The organism is Psychrobacillus sp. FSL H8-0510 (genome assembly GCF_038008345.1).
In the GTDB taxonomy this organism is placed as follows: domain Bacteria; phylum Bacillota; class Bacilli; order Bacillales_A; family Planococcaceae; genus Psychrobacillus; species Psychrobacillus psychrotolerans.
Window position 1 is genome coordinate 3,042,874 of record NZ_JBBOYZ010000001.1, and the last position, 20,178, is coordinate 3,063,051.

Genomic DNA, 20,178 nt, shown 5'->3' on the forward strand with positions numbered 1-20,178 from the left:
TGTATTAAATCTGAACGACTTTGAACCGTCTCTATAAAGGTACTCACTTATACCACCTCTTCCTTCGCTAATATTGCACGAAGTAGGATAGATTGATTTACAAAGCCCAGCACCTTGTTGTTACCCTTCACTAGAAGGCCATGTGTAGTTCCGTTTTCTAGTAAAGCAATAGCCTCTTCTATTAACATAGCTGCATCGACTTCTATATAAGGAGCTTCCCATTCGCCGTCAAAAAAGGAGGAAAAGTCCTTTAGCTCCTTTTTTCCAACAGATTTTTTCCGATTAATTCTTTCGATTCCGATATAGTTTTTCACAAAATCATTGATAGGGTTTTCTATTAACTCTGTAGGTGTCCCAATCTGCTCAATCATGCCATCTTTCATGACTATAACCATATCTGCAATTTTCAATGCTTCATCAATATCATGTGTAACAAAGACAATTGTTTTCTTTATCTTTTCTTGTAAATACTTTATCTCATTTTGCAATTGTTCCCGGCTAATCGGATCCAGTGCACTAAATGGTTCATCCATTAATATAATATCTGGATTCGCAGCTAGTGCACGCACAACACCAATTCGTTGTTGCTGACCACCACTTAACTCAAGTGGGTATTTTCGTAAAAACTGTTCGGGTTTAAGTCCTACCATATTCATTAATTCGTAAATACGGGTTGCCGTTTTTTCCTTTGGCCAGCCCTTCAAGTTTGGGACTAGTGCAGCATTTTTTTCAATAGTCATATGAGGAAATAAGCCAATGCGCTGAATTACATATCCAATTGTTTTCCTTAGTTCAACAGGATCGATAGCAGAAATTGCCTTGTCGCCTACGTAAATTTCTCCAGACGTCGGAGTTTCTAAACGATTAATAAGTTTTAGAAGGGTTGTTTTACCACAACCACTCGGTCCTATGATGACCACTAATTGCTCCTTTGGAATTGTTAAAGAGACCCCTTGCAAAGCTTTCGTTCCGTCTGGAAACACCTTCGTAATATTCTCGAAACGAATCAAATTGTATGCCCCCTTATCTATACTATATTTACTAACCTCTATGTATACCCTGAAAAGTTTAAGATAAAGCATTCGATTGCTCTATTTATGACTTTTATTTGAAATCTGTTTTAATGAATCTACTACATAGTTCAGATAGCTTTATAAGAAAGTTTTTACTCACTGTTAAACTGAATTTACTTGGCTCATCGCTCGTTTACTCACTAAGCGGATACTATTCCTAGTTTTTTACTCTCAACTATTAATGCAGCCATATAAAAAAACCGCCTCCCTTTTAGGAAACGGTTTACTCTATTTTTATTCTTTTACAAATTCGATTGTGCTTCGAACTGTATCGATTGGACGAACTAGTCCTTCAATTTGTTCGCGCTGTGGTTCTAGGAATGGAGGTAATGACAATTTTTCCCCAAGTGTTTCATAAGATTCGTCCCCCATAAATCCTGGACCATCTGTGGCAAACTCAAACAGAATGCCGTTTGCAACTCTTGAATACAAGGATTGGAAAAAGAAGCGATCGACAAATCCAGATGTTTTGAAGCCAAAGCTTTCCATCCGTTGTGTCCATTCATCTAATACTGCTCGATCTTCCACTCGGAAGGCTGCATGATGAACAGTTCCGAAACCTTGACGACCTGGAGGAAGTATGACGTTTTTTTCTATTATAACCTGTGCACCATTACCACCCTCACCTACTTCAAATAAGTGGAATGACCCGTTTTGTCCAATCTCTTTAAATAATAATACCTTTTCAAGCACTTCTTTCATGTAGTCAAATTCAGCAATGCGTATAGTAATCGGTCCTAGACCAGTTATAGCAAATTCTAGTGGGATGGGACCTTTTTGCCATGGTGTGCCTGCTGCTACACCATTATTGTTTTCATCTGATACTAGTTGATATTGTTGGTCGTCAAAATCTACAAATGATAACACCTGAGTTCCGAATTGCTCTTGTATGCCAGTATGTTTTACATTTAGGCGGTCAAAACGTTTTACCCAGTAATCTAACGCAGCATCAGTAGGTACGCGGAAGCCAGTACGATATATTTCGTTCGTACCGTGTGTCCCTTTTGGTATGTTTGGAAAATCGAAGAACGTCATATCCGTTCCTGCCCCACCAACATCGTCAGCAAAAAACAAATGATATGTTTGAATATCATCTTGGTTGACTGTTTTCTTAACGAGTCTCATGCCTAATACATAAGTGAAAAATCTATAGTTTTCTTCTGCACTACTTGTAATAGCAGTAACATGGTGTATTCCTTTTAAGTGATTCATCTATATTCCTCCAATAATTTATCTTTAATTTAAGTATCTCTAATTCAAAGTAATTTTATCATGGATATTAAAACCTGTCAATAATGCTATCCTTCCACAGATTTATAAAATAAAACCTCTAATAGAGTTAATTTTTCTTCCAATAAAAAAACTGTCCCATAGTGGAGACAGTTTTAGCTTGTTCATCAAACTTCTATATGTGTTCCAATGCTTTTTTCTTTGGCTTTTATATAGGCGCCCTTAGCTACAGCCAAATCAAAATAGGCCGCTCCTACAGATTTGAATATAGTAATTTCATCATCCTCTTCTCGACCATTTACTTGTCGTGCAACAAGCTGCCCTATTTCTCCGTGAACATCATTAAATGACCACTCCCCAATACTCTCAGCATGTATCAGTTCACCAGCTTCATCCTTCACTCCTGCTAAATCATCCACAACTACTTTAGAAGCACGTTTTATAGTTGTTACATCTAGCTCCAACATATGTGGTAAATAAGAACCTACACCATTAATATGTGTGCCTGGTTGTAAGTCATTCCCATTAAATACAGGTTCGACTGAACGAGTTGCACAGCAAATGATATGCGCCTGACGAACTGCTACAGATACGTCTTCTGCTATTTCAAAAGGAACTTCTATACCAAAATCTTTTAACTGCTCTCCAAATTGCTGTGCTTTTTTTGCAGTACGATTAAATAATATAATTCGATCGATATCTCGAACTGCAAGTACGCCTAAAGTTTGTTCAAAAGCCATGGCCCCAGTACCAATAACCGTCAATACCTTTGCATTTTTTCTAGCTAAATAATTGGTAGCAATAGCACTTAGGGCTCCCGTTCGTAATCGAGTTAAGTAAGAAGCGTTCAACATTGCCACATGCTCCCCATTTTTGGCGTCCGATAATAGAACAACCCCTTGTGTCGTTGGTTTTCCATTAGTTGGATTGTTTGGATAGATAGTTACTACTTTAACAGCAGTTACTTCCTCTACTAAATCCGCACTCGGCATGTAAAGGGCTGATGCCTCATGTTGTGGAAATTCGATTACAGTCCGATGCGGGTTTGAAATTTTCTCAGCTACTTTCGCCTTCAACACTTCTTCTACATCTTTTATTGCTTCATTCATATTATATGTACGCATAATTTGTTGTTCATTCACTATTAACATTATGTGACCCTCCAATGATGAAAAACTCGTCTTTTCACTCACGTGCAAAGACGAGTTTTGTTATTAGACTTTGCTTAATTCTTTTTCAACTTTAATACTTTTGCTACCTGGTTTTATTAACGGACTTTCCTCATCTAAGTTTTCCTGACTGCGGTCTTTTACTGCCCAAATAGCGATTAAAGAGATTACTGCTGTGAACATGATATATACTGCAACTGGCACATAAGAACCGTTAAACTGTAACATCAGGCTCGCCGCTACCAATGGGGCAGTTCCTCCAGCTAAAGCCGCTCCAATTTGGTACCCTAATGTAACTCCAGTATAACGAACCTTCGCATTAAATATTTCAGAGAACATAGTACCAAGTACCGCTGTAATTGGAGCCCAAATAATACCTAGACCGATTACAGTTGCCACAACTAGTAAAACAACTGATTGTTGTTGTAGCATCCAGAAATATGGGAATGCAAATAATAGCATCCCAATTGTACCAGCTACATACACTTTTTTACGACCGATTCTATCGGATAAGCTACCCATAATAGGAATCAATATAGTTGTAATAATCGTCGCTACCATTACGGTGTTCAAAGTCGTCGTTCTAGAAAAACCTAGTTCCGTAGTTGCATAGGAAACAACAAATGTTCCAAATATATAAAATGGTGCCGTTTCTACTACCTTCGCACCAATTGCTATTAATACTTCACGCCAGTGATACCTTAATGTATCTACAATTGGTAATTTAGGAATATCTCCAGTTTCTTGTACTTTTTTAAATGAAGGCGTTTCGTCAATTCCCTTACGAATCCACAATCCGAAAATTACTAGTAAAGCACTTAATAAGAATGGTATACGCCAACCCCAAGTCATGAAGGACTCTTCCGGTAGTAGAGTCATTATAGATAAGGCAACTGTACCCATTACCATCCCAATCGTTACACCCATTTGGGGGATGGATCCGTAAAGACCTCTTTTTTCTTTTGGAGCGTATTCAACCGCTAATAATAGGGCTCCTCCCCATTCTCCACCAATACCTAGCCCTTGGACTAAACGTAAAGTGATTAACAAAATTGGTGCCCAAATTCCAATCGCCTGATAGGTTGGAAGTAACCCCATTCCAAAAGTAGCGACGCCCATCAGTGATAGTGTAACTACTAGAGTTTTTTTACGCCCAATTCTATCTCCAATATGACTGAAGATAATCCCCCCGAATGGGCGAATGAAGAATGATAGAGCAAATGATGCATAAGCAAGTATTAGTCCAACTGATGGATCTTCTGTAACAAAAAATATTTGATTAAATACAAGTGCTGCAACTGTACCATACAAGAAATAATCGAACCATTCAATCGAGCTTCCTACTAAACTTGCAATCCAGACTTTCCTCATTTTCTTTGGATCCATCGCACATTTCCCCTTTAATAATTGAAGTGACACTTTAATTCTCCCGTTTTTAACATTCTAAATAGTTTTAAATTTTCTGTCAACATTATTTTTAATATAATAATTGGAAGAATAACAAAAAGGTAAGGTATGATGTATATATACATCATAGTTAAGGAGAATAATAGATGTCTTCTCATTCAATTGGTAAGATTTTAAAGGAATTACGAAAAGAACGAAAACTAACCTTAAAGGATTTAGCAGAACAAACCAATGTCTCCATCAGTTTCCTATCTCAGGTGGAGCGAGGAAAATCGAGCGTTACACTCGAATCCCTAAAAAAAATAGCAGACGCATTAACAGTGAATCCAACCGTATTTTTCCCAGATAGCACACAAGCAGAAGAACTAGAAGAAATAAGACAGCAATTCTATTACAAGGATTTATCCTGTGATATGAAAGAAGCATCCTATGCCCCTATACTAGTAACTCTCCAGCCAGGTGAAAATGAAGGAAATGCCTTTTCTCACGGAGGTCATGAATTTTTATTTGTTCTAGAAGGCACATTAACTGTTGTCGTAAATGAGTCAAAAAGGGAATTACAGGAACAACAATCCATAATGTTCGATGCGAATATGCCTCATTACTGGTATAACTATTCAGACAAGACTATCCGATTTTTGGTAGTTTCTTCTAAATAATAGACAACAGAAAAGAGCCCATATCATAATATGATTGGTCTCTTTTTTCATTGATATTTAATGGAATATCTAGGTGTTTCCACTTTCCTAAGAAACCATGCTACATGACTTATTTAAGGTGGTTTGTACTCTAAGTTATAAGGGAAAAGAACTAGAAAAGAGAGTTAGTAGGGGGAAGAAAGATGGTTAGAAAGAAGAAGAAGCCATGGAGTAAACGAAAAAGAATAGTGGTCGGTTCTCTATGTGCGTTTGCGGTAGTTTATATAGCAGTCATGCTGTGGCATACATATAAACCCTTACCAGAGGGAGTTTCTTTTAAAGGGGACATACATAATACAGATTCAGTTGAGATGATTACTGATCTAACCTATGCACAGGACCAAGAAGGAACTGGCATGGTACACGAAAATCATATATTTGAAGAAGTTTATAACATGATTGAGGAAGCAGAAGATTTTGTCGTAGTGGATTTTTTCTTGGTTGATGGCTATTACGATGAAAAGGAAGACTTCCCTAAGATTGCAGATACATTGTCTTCAACATTAGCCCAAAAAAAGATAGACCATCCAGATATGCCTATCGTTTTTATCACCGATCCTCTAAACAAGGGCTACGGGTCCTTTGAAAGTAAGTGGTTTAAGAAAATGCGAGAAGCTGGTGTAGAAATAGTTTATACCGATTTAGATCCTTTGCGCGATTCTACCCCCGTCTATTCGGGTATTTATCGTACCTTTTTCCAATGGTTTGACTTTGGAGGCGAGGGCTGGATTGCGAATGCGATGGCAAGTGAAGCCCCTAAGATGACAGTTGCTTCCTATTTGACTTTGCTTAATGTGAAAGCAAACCATCGGAAGGCAGTAGTTACGGAAAAAGAAGCAATGGTAACGTCTTCTAACCCGCATGATGCGAGTGGGTTTCATGGTAATATTGCCCTGAAAGTTACCGGTCCCATCTTAAATGATATTTTAAAATCAGAAGAAGCCGTTTCCTTGTTTTCCGGTGGTCCTAAACTGCCTCGTGTAGATACAAAAGAATCCAACGGACAATATCAGGTGCAGTATTTAACAGAGAAAAAGATTCTAGATGCTTTACTCGAAGACTTAGCAGCAACCAAAAAAGGCGATAAAATTTGGCTCGGGATGTTTTTTGTTGCTAAGCGAGATATCGTAAATGCACTAATAGATGCCGCAAATCGAGGTGTAGAAGTTAATATGATTCTCGATCCAAACGAAAATTCATTTGGTCAGGAAAAATCTGGACTTCCAAATCGTCCGGTAGTACAGGAAATGGTTGAAGATACAAAAGGTAAACTGAATATACGATGGTATAATACGGTGATTGGTCAATACCATACAAAAGCAATTTGGATTCAATCGGACGAGCATACGATTATTTCTAGTGGTTCTTCTAATTACACGGAAAGAACGCTAGATGATTATAATCTTGAAAATAATTTAAAAGTAGTAGCACCAAATGATAGTGAATTAGTAATCCAAATGGAAACTTATTTTGAACGACTTTGGAATAACGAAGACGCTATGTACACAGTAGAATTGGAAGAGTTCCAAGATGGATTTACTTGGTGGCAAAGATGGATTTATACATTGCAAAAGTTTACGAAAGTAACTACCTATTAACAAGATGATTCCTACAAAATATCAATATAATAAAAACGCTGAGTTAATTCAGCGTTTTTTATTATTCCATTATTCACTTCGCTTAACTATAGTATCACCACGACTTATTTTAAGTCACTACAATATGTGTTATATGCAAAGGCAGCTCAACTATCTTCTCTCTCAAAAACTGTGGATACAGATTAATAAGTTTAAGTTCATTCAGCGTTTTCCAATAATATGTATGTGTTTTTCCTTCTTCATCTACTACAAATTCATTATTATTTAGGAGTTTTTCATCTTCTAACTCCAGCAAATAAAAGAAGCAAATTTCATGAAATTGTTCATTAAGTGTTTCCTCTTTGAAAAAATTTTCATTTACCCAAAGCATTCGCTTTACTGTGACTTCCACGCCTAGCTCTTCTTTTATTTCACGCTTGACTGCATCTTCGCTTTTTTCGTTCATTTTAATACGTCCACCTGGGACATAATAGTATGGCTGACCTTGGTCTTGCATGATTAGCAGCTTGTTATCATGCACTATCAATCCCCCCACACGATAATTAAATCTACCTTCTGCCGTTTTAAAAGATATATCCATAATATCCCCTCTATTCTGGTTGAACGTTTTGTCCAAACTAATATTTCTACACTACTCGGTATTAGATTAATAAAATAAAACCTTTGAAATTAACAGCAACATAATAATTGATGAAATCGATTTGATCCAAATAATCTTTTTACTAATGCCTGCTCTACTTTCCAAGTAATTTATATAAGAAAATGTAAGAATAAATCCAAAGAAAGGTAATAGGTAACTAGAACTAAATTCAACACTTTCATAATATTTTATGATAGTTACTATTAAAAGAACCAGACCTAATGCTCCTGCATAAGCATAGAAATATAAAGTGAACTTATTGTTCTCCTCCAAATTATCACCTCCCATAAATAACCTCTGATTATTTTTTTATAACTTTGATAATCATAGTAGCAGGGAATCTTTTTGCTTTATACAATGAATAATATCTATCAGATACTTCTTCTTCAGTCGACTCATAATTAACAGATACATCACTTTCTATTACAGAGTCAATCGTAAATCCTACTTTAATCAATTCGTTAATATATGTACTTAGCTTTCTATTAGGAATTACCATTGGAGCATCTTCACCTTTAAAGTTCAGATATGTTGTAAAACCTTCCTCCTGGTATGAACCATTTAAACTAAATTGTCCATTCTCACTTGTAATATGAGCGTATAACGGATGATCCCAACTGAATACAAAGCTTCCTCCTTGCTTCAAATAGGAATAAATTAATCTAAACGTAGTGGTTAAATCAGTAGTCCACCCAATAGCATAGATGGAATAAACACAGTCAAAATACAATTTTGGTAATCCAATTTCAACTTCCATCGGGGAACAGAATAAATGTGTGTCTAAACCATCGAGTGTTTCCTCAGCAGCCTTAATTTGTTTCTCAGATAGGTCGACTCCCCATAGTTCTCTAGCACCCCTGTCCGCCATATATAATAATGAGTGTCCACTTCCGCAACCAATATCTAGCACTTTCTTATTTTCCATTTCTTCCAGTAATCCTAACTCTTCTTCAGTTTGAGCAAATGGGCCATAACTAGGTAAAGCATCTATACCATGAAAATGGTGAGCTACCATATCCCAACTTATCTTGTTCTGTTTTATGATTTCAGTAGTCATTTTTTAGCTCCATTTCTAAATTAATACACAGCTTATTTTTTTATATAGATAAATTAACGAATTTATGAGGAATGCACTGCAATCCCGTAACCATCTTCACCATGCCAGACTATCCGCTTATCCTTAAAACCTGCTCTCAAAACTGAAAGTAGTAATCTATTTCGCATTCCATATGAGTATTCTTTTACCCACTCTATTGCGTTGATATACTTTTTATTCATTGAATAAAAGATTACCATTTTCCACTCTAAGATTGAAACATAAATATTGTTTGCACTTTCGATAGCTAATATTATCTGAAAATATAAGTCACTAGTTCTTCAAACTCTTCTTGTGATAATTTTTCATCAATTGAATATTGAACCGATATTCCACTATATACTCCGAATGAAAGTTCATAGATAAATAGCACTCCTTTAGCGAACACATGGATAAGTCATTTTAAGGAACTCATAACAACCTCCATTTGTTGTCTGCATAAATGTCTGCACTTCCTTAAATCCAACTTTTTTATATACTTTTATAGCTCGTTGATTAAAGGCGGCTACTGATAATGTAATATGAGCAGGATTATACGTAACTTTAGCAAAATCTAGTCCTACTCTTAGGAACTCCACTCCTCTTCCATTTCCAGTTAGATTTGGTTTCAGTCCTAACCCTATATCAATCGTTCTTTTATCTACTCTCTTAAAACAAAAGTAACCAATAATATCTTGACCATTCATGACAGCAAATGTAGACTCCTTACGTTGATTTGGGTCTAAGAATTCAACAAGGTCCTCTTCATCTGCATCCATATCATAAAAAGAGTATTCATCATTATAATGCCAATTACTAGCTATATCTTCAGCTTGCGTCTGTGTCATTTTCTTTAATATATACAAAATTTCAATCCCTTCTATAATGCTTTCTACTCTTAAATTCTCCCGTATAGCAATTAATTCCTCTTTTATAAATAATATTTCTCAAGCGAAGGAGTGCACACATAGCCCACCCTTAAATTCCAGTTATCATTCCATAAACACGTTGTAACCCATAAAATCACCACTTTAGACCTTAAAGCTCTTACCATAGCTCATAATCGATAAAAACTATCCTAGAACAAAAAAATCACCTGGATTACTGTTTATTTACAGTAATCCAAGTGTTTTCGTTCATTAAGGCATATACTTTTCTTCGACTCTCACTACTTCATCATCTTTAACCGTTACATTATAAGGACCTTTAACACCTATTAAATAAGTGATAAATTCTTTTTCATCAACCGCTCTTGGCTCCAATCGATTTTCTTGATTTACTAAAAACAGTTCTGCATCATCAGCTAGTTTTATGCTTACTTCATCCATGTTTTCGTTATAAATTGCAAATCCATTAACAGCAAATGACGTAGGTAGATCTTTCTCTACATCTAATCCCAATTCCTTAATCCTATCCGTATCCGATTCATCAATCCATTCAACCTCATCCAAAGTGAGAAGCTTTGTAGAAAGCTCATAATTCATAATATTAACGAGTTTTTCACCTGCAGACATTGATTCTTTTGGTGTTGCTTCTTTTGGTGTTGCTTCTTTTGGTGTTTCCTTTTCTGCGCATGCGCTCAATACAATCACGGTTAACATGACTAGAATAGCCATGCTCGTCTTTTTTAATAACTTCATGCTGTAAATTCTCCCCTTTATATATAGGACACTTTTACCACAAAAAAAGTTTCAGTCCATTTAAACAATTAAGCGAACGATGTAGAAGGAATTGGTAACTGCTAGACCATTCGTTGTACTATTTTCATTAAATATTTTAGTAACTTCCTCTAAATCTTCTTCCTTTAGCTTGTCATAAACTGAAGCCTGCTGACCAAAGCTGCGTAATTTTAATACATCTAAAGGTGAATGAAGATATTCTGTACTTACTATATAGTCAATTTTAGAAGTGGTGTACTTATTATTCGCTAATTGTAATTTTATTTTATCTAAGAAAGGTGTACCCAAGGATTGTTCAAATAACTTTGGGAATATTTGAGGCAGTTCTTTGCCGAAGTCGTCTCCAGGATGAAGTCCCAGAATGATTCCTCCCTTTTGAACTATTTCAGCAAGGGGGGAATATGCCGAGGTAGGTCCCTTTCGTATGTAAGCACATTCAAACTCCTCTTTTTCGAAAGGCATCCCATGTTTTGTATTTCCAGCTAGGAAAGATAGATTCGACTTCTCATTTACATTCGCGATTTCCAAGAAGTTTTCGGTAACATCAAAACCTACAATCTGCCTTGCAAATGAACTACAATACTTAGTAAACTCGCCATGCCCACAACCAACATCCAAAACCTTTTTGTTTTTGATCAACCTCATCACTTCTTCATCAAAAACAGACTCTCCATTTGGTATGGTTATTGTAGAATTCCAATTGTACTTATAAACACGTTGCAATGCTGACAGTTGTTCATACCACTCTATGGAATGTGGTGTTACCCAGTCTGATAAGGTGGTCGGATTATTTAACATATACACTCTCTCCTTGCTTACTCCGGTTCCTAAACAAAAGCCATAGACAGCAAAATACACCAAACGCTACAAATTCCAGTGATAATACATACCACGGATAAGGGCCTAGAAAATCCAATAAACTCCCACCCTTTGGCTTTTCCTGTAAAAACATATAATTGCCATCTACTATAAAATTTATAGCGAATAAGAAAGGTAGCAATATATTCAAAATAACCATCGTCTGGATAAGCCCTTTAAAAGTTGGTCGGTAACCTCTCACCCATGTGAAATAAAGGGCAGTTAAAATAATTCCAAAATGTGTATAGAAGAAATGAAAGAACCTGAAGTGAGGAAAATTTATATCTAATACCGGGGTGACAACTGCCTGAATAGCTCCTCCAATTCCAGCAAAAAATACAAACGGATAGAACTTCTTGTTACCAGTCCAAAGTAAAACCATTGTAACGATTAAACTTATGCTGCATAGCTCAAGGGGCAATGAGTTTCCCCAATCCCACCTTCCTGTTTGAACAAGCCACATATAATAACAACCATCCATAATAAATAAAGTCAGAGCGAAAAAACGTTCCCTTAATTGGATTTTCTGTTGTTGATGAGACCACTTGTTTCTAGTAAAAAATAACAGCAAGATTAATATAAATAATGTAATAGCGGAAGTTAAATGTACTCCAGAAAACATTTTAAAGGCATATTCCAATCATTTCCCTCCCTATCTACTCTATTAATATTCGGCTTAGTCTTTTGAATTTCCTCTATAAAAACTACTCGTGTAATTCCCCGAGCAGCCTTCATCATTTGAATTTTATTTTGACGTTATTATATCCAGTCGATTTTGCTTGATAGAGCTCCTCTTCTGCTATTACAAGCATTTCTGCCATTTCTTTAAATTGGCTCACTACACCATGTACGCCACCCACACTACTAGTAATGTGAAAAGAATGCTGCTCACAACAAAACTTTAAGTTTAGGTTTTCAATAGCCTCACTCATATTATTCATCAAAGGACCTAATGTATCTCGACTAATATCCATAAAAAAACAAACAAATTTTTCTTCACTAAGACGTCCTATTTCTTCTTGTCGTCCATTCAAAAATACTTTTATACACTCTGAAATTTGTTGTAAACAATGTTCTCCTTCTTTACGACCATGAAAATCAATATAACGTTTGAAATGATCAATTTCCAAAATACAAAAGGCAACTTGGTAATCTTCTATTCCTTCTCTAGTTAAATCATTTATGGACTTTAACAATTGTTGACGATTAGACAGCTGTCCCACTTCATCGTCTGATATAGAAATGAATTTACTAGCTTTCAATACCTTATATCACTCCTTTGACTTTCTTTTTCTTTCACTCATTTTAAACAAAAACACCTAGCTCTTAAAACAGACTATGCTGTAAAGAACCAGGTACCCCATTTTAGTTTCATCTAATTACCGAAACTTTATATCTAACTTACTTTAACTGTTTTTCAGTAATATCACCAATAATTGGAAGCTTGTAGTATTTCCCATTGTAAGCCTGGTACATTAAGAAAACTACCAGTGCAAGGACAAGTAAAGGCAACCAGATACTCAGCATCCAACCGATTATTGGGATAAAAGGCAAGACCATACTTATTATAATAAGAGCTACCCCTAAAAATACGGACTGCAATGCATGAAAACGAATGAAGCTATTTTCCTTCTCTACAAATAGAAAGATAAGTCCGACGATGAAAAAATAACAAAGCATTCCAGCAATATTTTCATCTAAACCAATTGCATTATTTTTATTTACTCCTGTTTCTGTTTCCTTTTGTTTAGGAGAAGCAGCTTCTTCTTTACTGTTATTTTCCTGTTCGTTCATACATATCACCTCCTTGTTTTGATCAAGAGTTAAAACGATGAAGTCTATAATATGGTTGGTGATTTAGAAATACCACATTTATGAAAGAACTGGCTCCATCCTTTCATCATATGAAAATGTTCATTATTCAGCTACATAATCGGAACAATGTAAAAAAAAGATCCTCTTATTTAACATAAAGAGAATCTTTTTCCTTAGCTATACTTTAATTCGAAATGCTTTTACAATAATCCCGTCATTTGCTGGTTCAAAATCATATTGTGGTAAGCGTTCAAAGCCTAGGTGCGTATATAATGTTATGGCATTTTCCATAAAATCTGCAGTATGCAGTCCCATCTCTGTAAAACCTTTTTCTTTTGTGCGCTTCATACATTCATGGATAAGTGCTGTTGCTACACCCTTACCTCTAGCTTGTCGAGAGATAGCTAGCATACGTAACTCCGGATAATTGAGCTCTTCGTCCAGTAAACCTTCATAAATTTGTTTATCAGGTGCAAACAAAGCAACACTTCCTGCAATTTCTCCATCAATTTCTGCCACGATTCGTTCAATACCAGGTTTTGAATCTGCATCCGATAGAATAGATTGTTGAAGTGCATTCCAGTGGGCCTCCGGTATTTTAGGTGCATGCTCTTCATATGCATGTAATCTCATTTCACGTATATGAACTAACTCTTCTTCTTTCGCATTACGAATAATCATTTTTTTCATCTCCTTATTGAATAAGAAATTTCTCTTCCTTACCACTTAAAGCCTCACGGTCATGCTTTGAGTTGAAGATAGACGTATCCGGACCTTTTGGTAATATATTATTTGGTCCTTTTTGATCGTCACTAGCAATATGGTTTGATAAATGATAATGTATTTTAATCGCTTCAAAATCTGTTGTATCACCAAATCCAGGTGTTTGGTATAAATCACGTAAGTAACCCCATAAATTCGGAAAATCAACAATGCGGTTTCGATTTGTTTTGAAAGCCGCATAGTACGCAACATCGAAGCGTACAAGTGTCGCATATAGGCGAACATCTGAGTCTGTAATATAATCCCCAAACAAGAAACGTTGCGTAGAAAGACGATTTTCTAGTTCGTCCAAACGGGCAAATAACACGTCGTATGCCTCTTCATATGCTTCCTGGGAACGTGCAAAGCCACATTTATACACTCCATTATTCACTTCATGGAAAATGATATCGCTTAATGCATCAATCTCTTCTCGTAAATGCTCTGGATATAACTCAGGTGCATTTTCTTTGTGGAACGGCTTCCAAGCTGTCTCTAAATGATTGGTTAATCGGAAATAGTCATTATTCACAGCTTTTTTTTCTGCTATATCCACAATGACCGGAACAGTGGGTCTGCCTTCATATGTCGCATCTGCTTGTAAATATACTTCACTTATATATTTAATACCTAAAACGGGGTCAACGCCATTCTTATCTAAGGAAAACTCCCAATCTACCCGATCAATATTCGGACGCATTGGACTTGCAGTTCCTAAGCTAATAACATCTTCTAACCCAAGTACACTTCTCACAATGACAGAGCGATGTGCCCATGGACAAACAGCTGCCCAAAGTAGACGATACTTTCCTGCTTCTACTGGAAGTTCCCCAGCTTCACTTCCAAAAGTTGTTGAGAAACGATTTTTTTGACGAATAAATTTACCCTTTTCATCCACTTCAGTTGGACCTTGCTTCTTAGTCTCTTCCATGTCTCATCATCCTTTTCTATTAAACATAGTATTTCACTTGGTTTAGTTAAGTGTATGGATTTATTATCTTGAAGTCAAGGTAATAAATTTTAAAATAGATACCATTGTATCCAAACGGATTATTTAATTCTCAAAGTCTCATCTGTGTTATGAACATCCTAGCATCATAGCATTCTAGCTATGATGGCTGTTTTGGAAAAACAGCTTTTTTTGCTTTTATCGACTACTAGTGGACAATCCATGAATGGGTCGGATAGTTTATACAATACCAAATTTTAGGAATAGACTATAAGAAAGAAAACAATGATAAGGAGGTCATATATTTGGCATATAGAAGAAATGGAAATCCCCGTTTTTGTGTGTTCCCTGGTTATAATTGGTGTGGACCCGGTTGTAGTGGACCTGGTGCTCCTATAAATGATGTGGATGCGGCTTGTAAAGCACACGATGAATGCTATAGAAGAGGAAATAATCGATGTGAATGTGATCGTGAGTTTCTCCGTCGGCTACAGCCTAAAGTAAATAATCACACACCAAAGGGAAGACATGCCCGAACGCTCTATAATTATATGAAATTGCAAACAGCTTTTACTTGTAGAAACTCTAGATACTAAAAAACTAAATCCAAATACTTGTAAAATATATTTCATCCTAAAATCGTTACTTAGCAATACGTTTGTTTAGAAAGGATAAGTTTGTTATCATTTCTACAGGTAGTTATTGAAGGAGCGCTTATAGATGAATAAAGAACAAGTAGAACAGTTTCAACAGATGAAAAAGAAAATGACTCGAATGATGCTGTTGTATAAGTTTGCATTGAGTGAGCTTGAAACAAAAATTGAAATTCTTCGAGAAGAATTTTTAATGATCCATGATTATAATCCAATTGAACATACGAATTCCAGATTGAAATCTCCAGAAGGTATATTAAAAAAACTTAATCGCAAGGGTAAAAATATTTCAGTAGAAAGTATCCGTGAAAATGTGAAAGACATTGCAGGAATGCGTATTACTTGCTCTTTCATCTCTGATATATATCGAGTTTTTGGTATGTTGGAAAAACAAAGTGATATAAAGGTATTAGAAGTAAAAGATTATATTAAAAACCCAAAAAGTAATGGCTATAAAAGTTTACATGTTTTATTGGAAACACCTGTTTTTATGTCCGATGGTAAAGAAATTGTAACCGTTGAAGTGCAGATACGAACTATTGCGATGGATTTTTGGGCAAGCCTTGAACATAAAATCTTTTATAAATATGATCAGTCTGTACCGGAACAGTTATTAATCGAGTTAAAAGAAGCAGCCGATTCAGCATTTGCATTAGATCAGAAAATGGAACGACTGCATAATGAAGTAAAAGTAATCAAAAAAGAAAACAAAGTAACCGAAGTAGATGAATTGACTAAGTTAATAAGTAATTCAAACCAACAAATAACAATCCCCCCAGCTTTCTTAGAAATGTTGGAGAAAAGTAAGTAATCCGATAGTTGATAGCCATTACTAAGAAATAGGAGTGAAAATAATTCAATAAGAGTTGCAATGACTATTTGTCGTTGCAGCTTTTTGCGTTAATTGGACATCTCTCTAGACTAACTATCCATATCCCCTGCTCCTTTTTTCATAAACTAAACAGATATATAAAATAAAGAAGGAGGAGTTATTAAATTGAGCAAATCAAATGAGAACTTTTCAAATTCTCATCATCACAATAAAAGACCTAACATTCTTTTTATCATTGTAGATGAAGAGAGATTTCCGACTGTTTATGAAACTGAAGCAATAAAAGAGTGGCGAGTGAAAAATTTAAAAACGCAAGAGCTGTTACGCAAAAATGGAATGACATTTTCAAATCATTATATTGGGAGTACCGCTTGTTCACCAAGTAGAGCAACGCTTTTTACTGGCCAGTATCCGTCACTTCATGGAGTGACACAAACGACTGGTGTTGCAAAAGGTGCATTTGATCCCGATGTATTTTGGTTAGATCATAGCACAGTGCCTACTTTAGGGGAATACTTTCGCACAGCGGAATATCAAACGTACTGGAAAGGAAAATGGCATCTATCGGATGAGGATATTCTAATACCTGGTACGCATGACGCATTACCGAGCTACAATACAAAAACTGGTGTACCTAACAGTGCGCAAGAGCAAATTTATGAAAAAGCCAATAGATTAAGTGATTATGGCTTTGATGGTTGGATAGGTCCTGAACCTCATGGATCAAATCCGCGAAATTCTGCATCTTCGGCAGGTGTCGGAGTAAGTGGAAGAGATGAAGTTTACGCTAAAGAGGTAGTAGATTTAATACATTCACTCGAAAAAAATGCAAAATCACCTAACGATCAACCTTGGTTAATCGTATCCTCATTCGTGAACCCACATGATATTACCCTGCTTGGTCTATTCACACGATTCAATCCCTCCTATAATTTTGAGATTGATCCGACTCTTCCTTTCGTTCCACCAGCACCTACAGCAAATGAAAACCTACTTACCAAACCTTCTGTTCAGTTAAGTTATCGTGATATTTACCAACAAGCCCTTCAGCCCACATTCGATTCGCTACTTTATAGACAACTCTACTTTTCTCTACAAAAGAAGGTAGATGATGAAATGTACAAAGTATTTCAAGCCCTTCAATCATCCATCTTTTATGAAGACACAATAATAATTTTCACAGCAGATCATGGAAGCTTAGTAGGAGCACATGGTGGACTATTTCAAAAGTGGCATAATGCTTATGAAGAATCCGTACATGTTCCTTTAATAATTCATAGCCCAAAATTTTCAGTCCCTAGAGAAACGGACATAATCACAAGCCATCTAGACATTATCCCTACACTTTTAGGTCTTGCCAATATTAATGCAGTCGATGCTCAAAAAGAACTTAAGAAAAGCCATAGCGAGGTGCACCCATTGGTTGGACGAGATTTCTCCCCGTTAATAAATGGAAAAACCAATTTCCCTCGGGCAAACGAGCCTATATATTTTATGACGGACGATGAAGTGACAAAAGGATTAAATCAGTTTACTGTAACGGGAAAACCATATGAATCAGTTATTCAGCCAAACCATCTAGAAACCATTATTTTGAAATTGCCTACTGGTAAAGAAAAAACCGATGAGGTCTGGAAGCTTACCCGTTATTTTGACAATCCACAGTTTTGGAGCGATCCCGGTATAGAAGATAAAGTGACAAGTCAGGAGGATTCCACTCCAGTTACAGATACGAAGGAAGTAGCTATTTGTATAACTACCACGAAACAAACTCCAGTCGACGATGAATATGAATTATATAATGTCACTAGAGATCCAACGGAAGAATGTAATCTTGCATTTCATTTGAATGAAACTCCCGAATCCAAACTAATTCAAAAAGTATTAATAAGTATTCTCCAAGAACAATCCAAGCAAAAAAGATTATCTCCGACAAGTGGCACGGTTCCAGGTATGCCAACTTGTGAGAGCTAGGGAGATCTCATTAAATCACTTATACTTAGTATAAAAAGGTGCCGCCTAAGTCATTTTTCTGTTAATTGGTTCGACACCTTTTATATTATTATTTCTTCCGACAGTTGTTCTCTTATTGCCAAAGTCTCACAGCTACATTGGTATGTTCATAGCGTTTAATAATAATACATACTTTTTGATACCATTCATTACAAAGTGCATTTACTTCTGTGTATTCTTCCGAATCGATTTCAAAGGATTGGTCATCTGCAATAAATGGATATTCTAAAATAGGATTGATCAAATCATCCACCACTATTCTCAAACATAATGCTTCTATAGATTCAACGTCATCCTCATCATCATCTTCTTCATCTTCCTCGTCAACATCTTCTTCCATTTCGGCTTGATCATGCAATAGTGTACTGCCTAACAAACCTTTCCGCGGATATAAGTTTATAACCTCTCCCTCTTCTACTAAGCCAACCTCTAATACTTTAGAAAAGGAAATAGGATCTATACTAAAATCTTCTTCTATGGAATCTCTTTGAAGTATATAAAGAAAGTTTCCTACATCATCTATTAACATGACATTTAACAAATTGTTCGAGATCAGAGACTGTGTATGGGGAATTTCTGCAAGTTGTTCCTCTAATCTCCTTCTACTTTCAGCGTTTCTTCTATTTATAAAAAGTTTCCATTCTATAACTCCCCAAAAGAATAATCCCAATGAAATGACCAGATACAATCCAATTGCATTTGTACTTTCTAGTGAAAGTGATAATGCGAAATAAATAAAGAATAATAGAAATATAACTAGTATTTTCAATCTCATTCCACCTTTAGAATTCTGTTATAAGAGATTCTATTCGTGAAACTATGTCCTTATACTTAAGTCTTTGAAATTGTCTACTTCCAATCACCGAAATAGACGAAAATAAATTACCAACTTCAATCATTTAGCATATAATATATTATTTCATTAAAGCGGAGGTGTTTATGCTGATTCATACTGTTCAACAAGGGGAAACACTGAGTCAAATAGCTCGAGACTATCGTACACCCCTATCCAACATCATTAGCGCTAACCCATCTATAAACCCCAATATACTTTATATAGGTCAATCCATTGTGATACCAGGTTTTCCAGATCCTAACTCACTGCCATATCAAATCGAGGTTTCCATAAACAATCGGCGACTACGGTTGTTTAAAGATGGGCTTTTACAAAAAGAGTATCCTATTGCGGTAGGAAGAATGTTATTCAATACACCTGTTGGAGATTTTATCATTATAAACAAAGCACCTAATCCGGGAGGACCTTTCGGCACCATGTGGATGAGTTTATCGAAAGAACATTATGGGATTCACGGTACTAACGATCCTAGTTCGATTGGCAGAGCAGTATCACGTGGTTGTATTCGTATGAACAATAAAGATGTCGAGGAATTAGCAAGTATCATTCCGATCGGTACACCGGTTTCAATAAGGCCATAAGACAAACTGTTTAAAGAGACGCCAGGTCTTCTAAAAAAGAAAACGTAGGTAGGTATGCAGTTGATTTCTGCTCCGAGCGGACGCTTTCCATGGGCACGGCTGACGGTTTTATCCCTCTTTTAACTTTGACTAATCTTATCTCTAAGTTAGAGGCTTTGCTTAATCCCAGCAAGCGTTCATCTGAAGCAAGATCAGCTGTGTTATTCTTCAAGTCCCGCAACCTCAGTGTTCACCAGACATTTTTAAGTACTTTATTCAAAATAAAAAGAGATTACCATTAAGTCTTGAAA

General features: G+C 36.0%; 22 protein-coding genes. 6 read left to right on the forward strand and 16 right to left on the reverse strand.

What is annotated here, in order from left to right:
• Positions 1-47: 47 nt before the first annotated feature.
• The 4 genes from MHI40_RS15545 to MHI40_RS15560 all read right to left on the reverse strand — a co-directional run bounded on the left by MHI40_RS15545 (position 48) and on the right by MHI40_RS15560 (position 4,858).
• Positions 48-1,010 carry an ABC transporter ATP-binding protein gene (locus MHI40_RS15545; RefSeq protein ID WP_340763423.1) on the reverse strand — a complete coding sequence of 321 codons (963 nt, stop codon included), beginning with the start codon at positions 1,008-1,010 and terminating at the stop codon, positions 48-50.
• A gap of 297 nt (positions 1,011-1,307) precedes the next feature.
• The gene (locus MHI40_RS15550) at positions 1,308-2,285 is read right to left on the reverse strand and encodes a ring-cleaving dioxygenase (RefSeq protein WP_340763424.1); all 978 of its coding nucleotides are present in this window, start codon (positions 2,283-2,285) and stop codon (positions 1,308-1,310) included.
• 185 nt (positions 2,286-2,470) lie between these two features.
• Positions 2,471-3,454 (reverse strand): ornithine cyclodeaminase family protein, encoded by a 984-nt coding sequence (locus MHI40_RS15555; protein ID WP_340763426.1) that lies wholly within the window; start codon positions 3,452-3,454, stop codon positions 2,471-2,473.
• A 63-nt stretch (positions 3,455-3,517) separates the two neighbouring features.
• Positions 3,518-4,858, reverse strand: a complete 1,341-nt coding sequence (locus tag MHI40_RS15560) for an MFS transporter (RefSeq protein ID WP_093538105.1) — start codon at positions 4,856-4,858, stop codon at positions 3,518-3,520.
• A 167-nt stretch (positions 4,859-5,025) separates the two neighbouring features.
• Between MHI40_RS15560 and MHI40_RS15565 the strand changes: the two genes are divergently transcribed.
• Positions 5,026-5,538, forward strand: coding sequence for a helix-turn-helix domain-containing protein (locus tag MHI40_RS15565; protein ID WP_340763428.1), 513 nt, complete (start codon positions 5,026-5,028; stop codon positions 5,536-5,538).
• Positions 5,539-5,720: 182 nt separating this feature from the next.
• Positions 5,721-7,175, forward strand: coding sequence for a phospholipase D family protein (locus tag MHI40_RS15570; protein WP_093538103.1), 1,455 nt, complete (start codon positions 5,721-5,723; stop codon positions 7,173-7,175).
• 109 nt (positions 7,176-7,284) lie between these two features.
• Here the strand turns inward: MHI40_RS15570 and MHI40_RS15575 are convergent, their stop codons facing one another.
• The 11 genes from MHI40_RS15575 to MHI40_RS15625 form a co-directional block, all read right to left on the reverse strand.
• Positions 7,285-7,755: an NUDIX hydrolase gene (locus MHI40_RS15575; RefSeq protein WP_340763429.1), complete on the reverse strand. Its 471-nt coding sequence runs from the start codon at positions 7,753-7,755 to the stop codon at positions 7,285-7,287.
• 66 nt (positions 7,756-7,821) lie between these two features.
• Positions 7,822-8,088, reverse strand: coding sequence for a hypothetical protein (locus tag MHI40_RS15580; protein WP_340763431.1), 267 nt, complete (start codon positions 8,086-8,088; stop codon positions 7,822-7,824).
• A 28-nt stretch (positions 8,089-8,116) separates the two neighbouring features.
• Positions 8,117-8,872, reverse strand: coding sequence for a class I SAM-dependent methyltransferase (locus tag MHI40_RS15585; RefSeq protein ID WP_340763433.1), 756 nt, complete (start codon positions 8,870-8,872; stop codon positions 8,117-8,119).
• 416 nt (positions 8,873-9,288) lie between these two features.
• Positions 9,289-9,738 carry a GNAT family N-acetyltransferase gene (locus MHI40_RS15590; RefSeq protein WP_340763434.1) on the reverse strand — a complete coding sequence of 150 codons (450 nt, stop codon included), beginning with the start codon at positions 9,736-9,738 and terminating at the stop codon, positions 9,289-9,291.
• Between the two features lie 291 nt (positions 9,739-10,029).
• A complete protein-coding gene (locus MHI40_RS15595; RefSeq protein WP_340763435.1) occupies positions 10,030-10,530 on the reverse strand; it encodes a hypothetical protein in 501 nt (166 codons plus the stop codon).
• A 60-nt stretch (positions 10,531-10,590) separates the two neighbouring features.
• On the reverse strand, positions 10,591-11,367 hold the full coding sequence (locus tag MHI40_RS15600) for a methyltransferase domain-containing protein (RefSeq protein ID WP_340763436.1): 777 nt from the start codon (positions 11,365-11,367) through the stop codon (positions 10,591-10,593).
• The gene (locus MHI40_RS15605) at positions 11,357-12,067 is read right to left on the reverse strand and encodes a YwaF family protein (RefSeq protein ID WP_340763437.1); all 711 of its coding nucleotides are present in this window, start codon (positions 12,065-12,067) and stop codon (positions 11,357-11,359) included. Before MHI40_RS15605 ends, MHI40_RS15600 begins: the two co-directional genes overlap by 11 nt.
• A 94-nt stretch (positions 12,068-12,161) precedes the next feature.
• Positions 12,162-12,689: a GGDEF domain-containing protein gene (locus tag MHI40_RS15610; protein WP_340763438.1), complete on the reverse strand. Its 528-nt coding sequence runs from the start codon at positions 12,687-12,689 to the stop codon at positions 12,162-12,164.
• 139 nt (positions 12,690-12,828) lie between these two features.
• On the reverse strand, positions 12,829-13,221 hold the full coding sequence (locus tag MHI40_RS15615) for a DUF4870 domain-containing protein (protein ID WP_340763439.1): 393 nt from the start codon (positions 13,219-13,221) through the stop codon (positions 12,829-12,831).
• Positions 13,222-13,419: 198 nt separating this feature from the next.
• Positions 13,420-13,923 (reverse strand): GNAT family N-acetyltransferase, encoded by a 504-nt coding sequence (locus MHI40_RS15620; protein WP_340763440.1) that lies wholly within the window; start codon positions 13,921-13,923, stop codon positions 13,420-13,422.
• Positions 13,924-13,936: 13 nt separating this feature from the next.
• Positions 13,937-14,935: a glutathione S-transferase family protein gene (locus tag MHI40_RS15625; RefSeq protein ID WP_340763441.1), complete on the reverse strand. Its 999-nt coding sequence runs from the start codon at positions 14,933-14,935 to the stop codon at positions 13,937-13,939.
• A gap of 359 nt (positions 14,936-15,294) precedes the next feature.
• Here MHI40_RS15625 and MHI40_RS15630 point away from each other — a divergent pair, with 359 nt between their 5' ends.
• The 3 genes from MHI40_RS15630 (at position 15,295) to MHI40_RS15640 (ending at position 18,412) form a co-directional block, all read left to right on the forward strand.
• Entirely contained in the window at positions 15,295-15,549 is a 255-nt protein-coding gene (locus MHI40_RS15630) for a phospholipase (RefSeq protein ID WP_340764545.1), read from the forward strand.
• Positions 15,550-15,673: 124 nt separating this feature from the next.
• On the forward strand, positions 15,674-16,417 hold the full coding sequence (locus MHI40_RS15635; RefSeq protein WP_340763442.1) for a GTP pyrophosphokinase: 744 nt from the start codon (positions 15,674-15,676) through the stop codon (positions 16,415-16,417).
• Positions 16,418-16,603: 186 nt separating this feature from the next.
• A complete protein-coding gene (locus tag MHI40_RS15640; RefSeq protein WP_340763443.1) occupies positions 16,604-18,412 on the forward strand; it encodes a sulfatase-like hydrolase/transferase in 1,809 nt (602 codons plus the stop codon).
• 112 nt (positions 18,413-18,524) lie between these two features.
• Here the strand turns inward: MHI40_RS15640 and MHI40_RS15645 are convergent, their stop codons facing one another.
• Complete coding sequence (locus MHI40_RS15645; protein ID WP_340763445.1) at positions 18,525-19,220, reverse strand: hypothetical protein; 696 nt, start codon at positions 19,218-19,220, stop codon at positions 18,525-18,527.
• A 173-nt stretch (positions 19,221-19,393) separates the two neighbouring features.
• Between MHI40_RS15645 and MHI40_RS15650 the strand changes: the two genes are divergently transcribed.
• The gene (locus tag MHI40_RS15650; RefSeq protein WP_340764548.1) at positions 19,394-19,888 is read left to right on the forward strand and encodes a L,D-transpeptidase family protein; all 495 of its coding nucleotides are present in this window, start codon (positions 19,394-19,396) and stop codon (positions 19,886-19,888) included.
• Positions 19,889-20,178: the final 290 nt, after the last annotated feature.

What these genes read in the sequence shown, in the direction of transcription:
- MHI40_RS15590 (WP_340763434.1), bottom strand. Translation starts at nt 9,738, where the DNA reads ATGACACAGACGCAAGCTGAAGATATAGCTAGTAATTGGCATTATAAT.
- MHI40_RS15555 (WP_340763426.1), bottom strand. Translation starts at nt 3,454, where the DNA reads ATGTTAATAGTGAATGAACAACAAATTATGCGTACATATAATATGAAT.
- MHI40_RS15570 (WP_093538103.1), top strand. Translation starts at nt 5,721, where the DNA reads ATGGTTAGAAAGAAGAAGAAGCCATGGAGTAAACGAAAAAGAATAGTG.
- MHI40_RS15625 (WP_340763441.1), bottom strand. Translation starts at nt 14,935, where the DNA reads ATGGAAGAGACTAAGAAGCAAGGTCCAACTGAAGTGGATGAAAAGGGT.
- MHI40_RS15615 (WP_340763439.1), bottom strand. Translation starts at nt 13,221, where the DNA reads ATGAACGAACAGGAAAATAACAGTAAAGAAGAAGCTGCTTCTCCTAAA.
- MHI40_RS15595 (WP_340763435.1), bottom strand. Translation starts at nt 10,530, where the DNA reads ATGAAGTTATTAAAAAAGACGAGCATGGCTATTCTAGTCATGTTAACC.
- MHI40_RS15600 (WP_340763436.1), bottom strand. Translation starts at nt 11,367, where the DNA reads ATGTTAAATAATCCGACCACCTTATCAGACTGGGTAACACCACATTCC.
- MHI40_RS15635 (WP_340763442.1), top strand. Translation starts at nt 15,674, where the DNA reads ATGAATAAAGAACAAGTAGAACAGTTTCAACAGATGAAAAAGAAAATG.
- MHI40_RS15620 (WP_340763440.1), bottom strand. Translation starts at nt 13,923, where the DNA reads ATGATTATTCGTAATGCGAAAGAAGAAGAGTTAGTTCATATACGTGAA.
- MHI40_RS15585 (WP_340763433.1), bottom strand. Translation starts at nt 8,872, where the DNA reads ATGACTACTGAAATCATAAAACAGAACAAGATAAGTTGGGATATGGTA.
- MHI40_RS15565 (WP_340763428.1), top strand. Translation starts at nt 5,026, where the DNA reads ATGTCTTCTCATTCAATTGGTAAGATTTTAAAGGAATTACGAAAAGAA.
- MHI40_RS15550 (WP_340763424.1), bottom strand. Translation starts at nt 2,285, where the DNA reads ATGAATCACTTAAAAGGAATACACCATGTTACTGCTATTACAAGTAGT.
- MHI40_RS15560 (WP_093538105.1), bottom strand. Translation starts at nt 4,858, where the DNA reads ATGGATCCAAAGAAAATGAGGAAAGTCTGGATTGCAAGTTTAGTAGGA.
- MHI40_RS15575 (WP_340763429.1), bottom strand. Translation starts at nt 7,755, where the DNA reads ATGGATATATCTTTTAAAACGGCAGAAGGTAGATTTAATTATCGTGTG.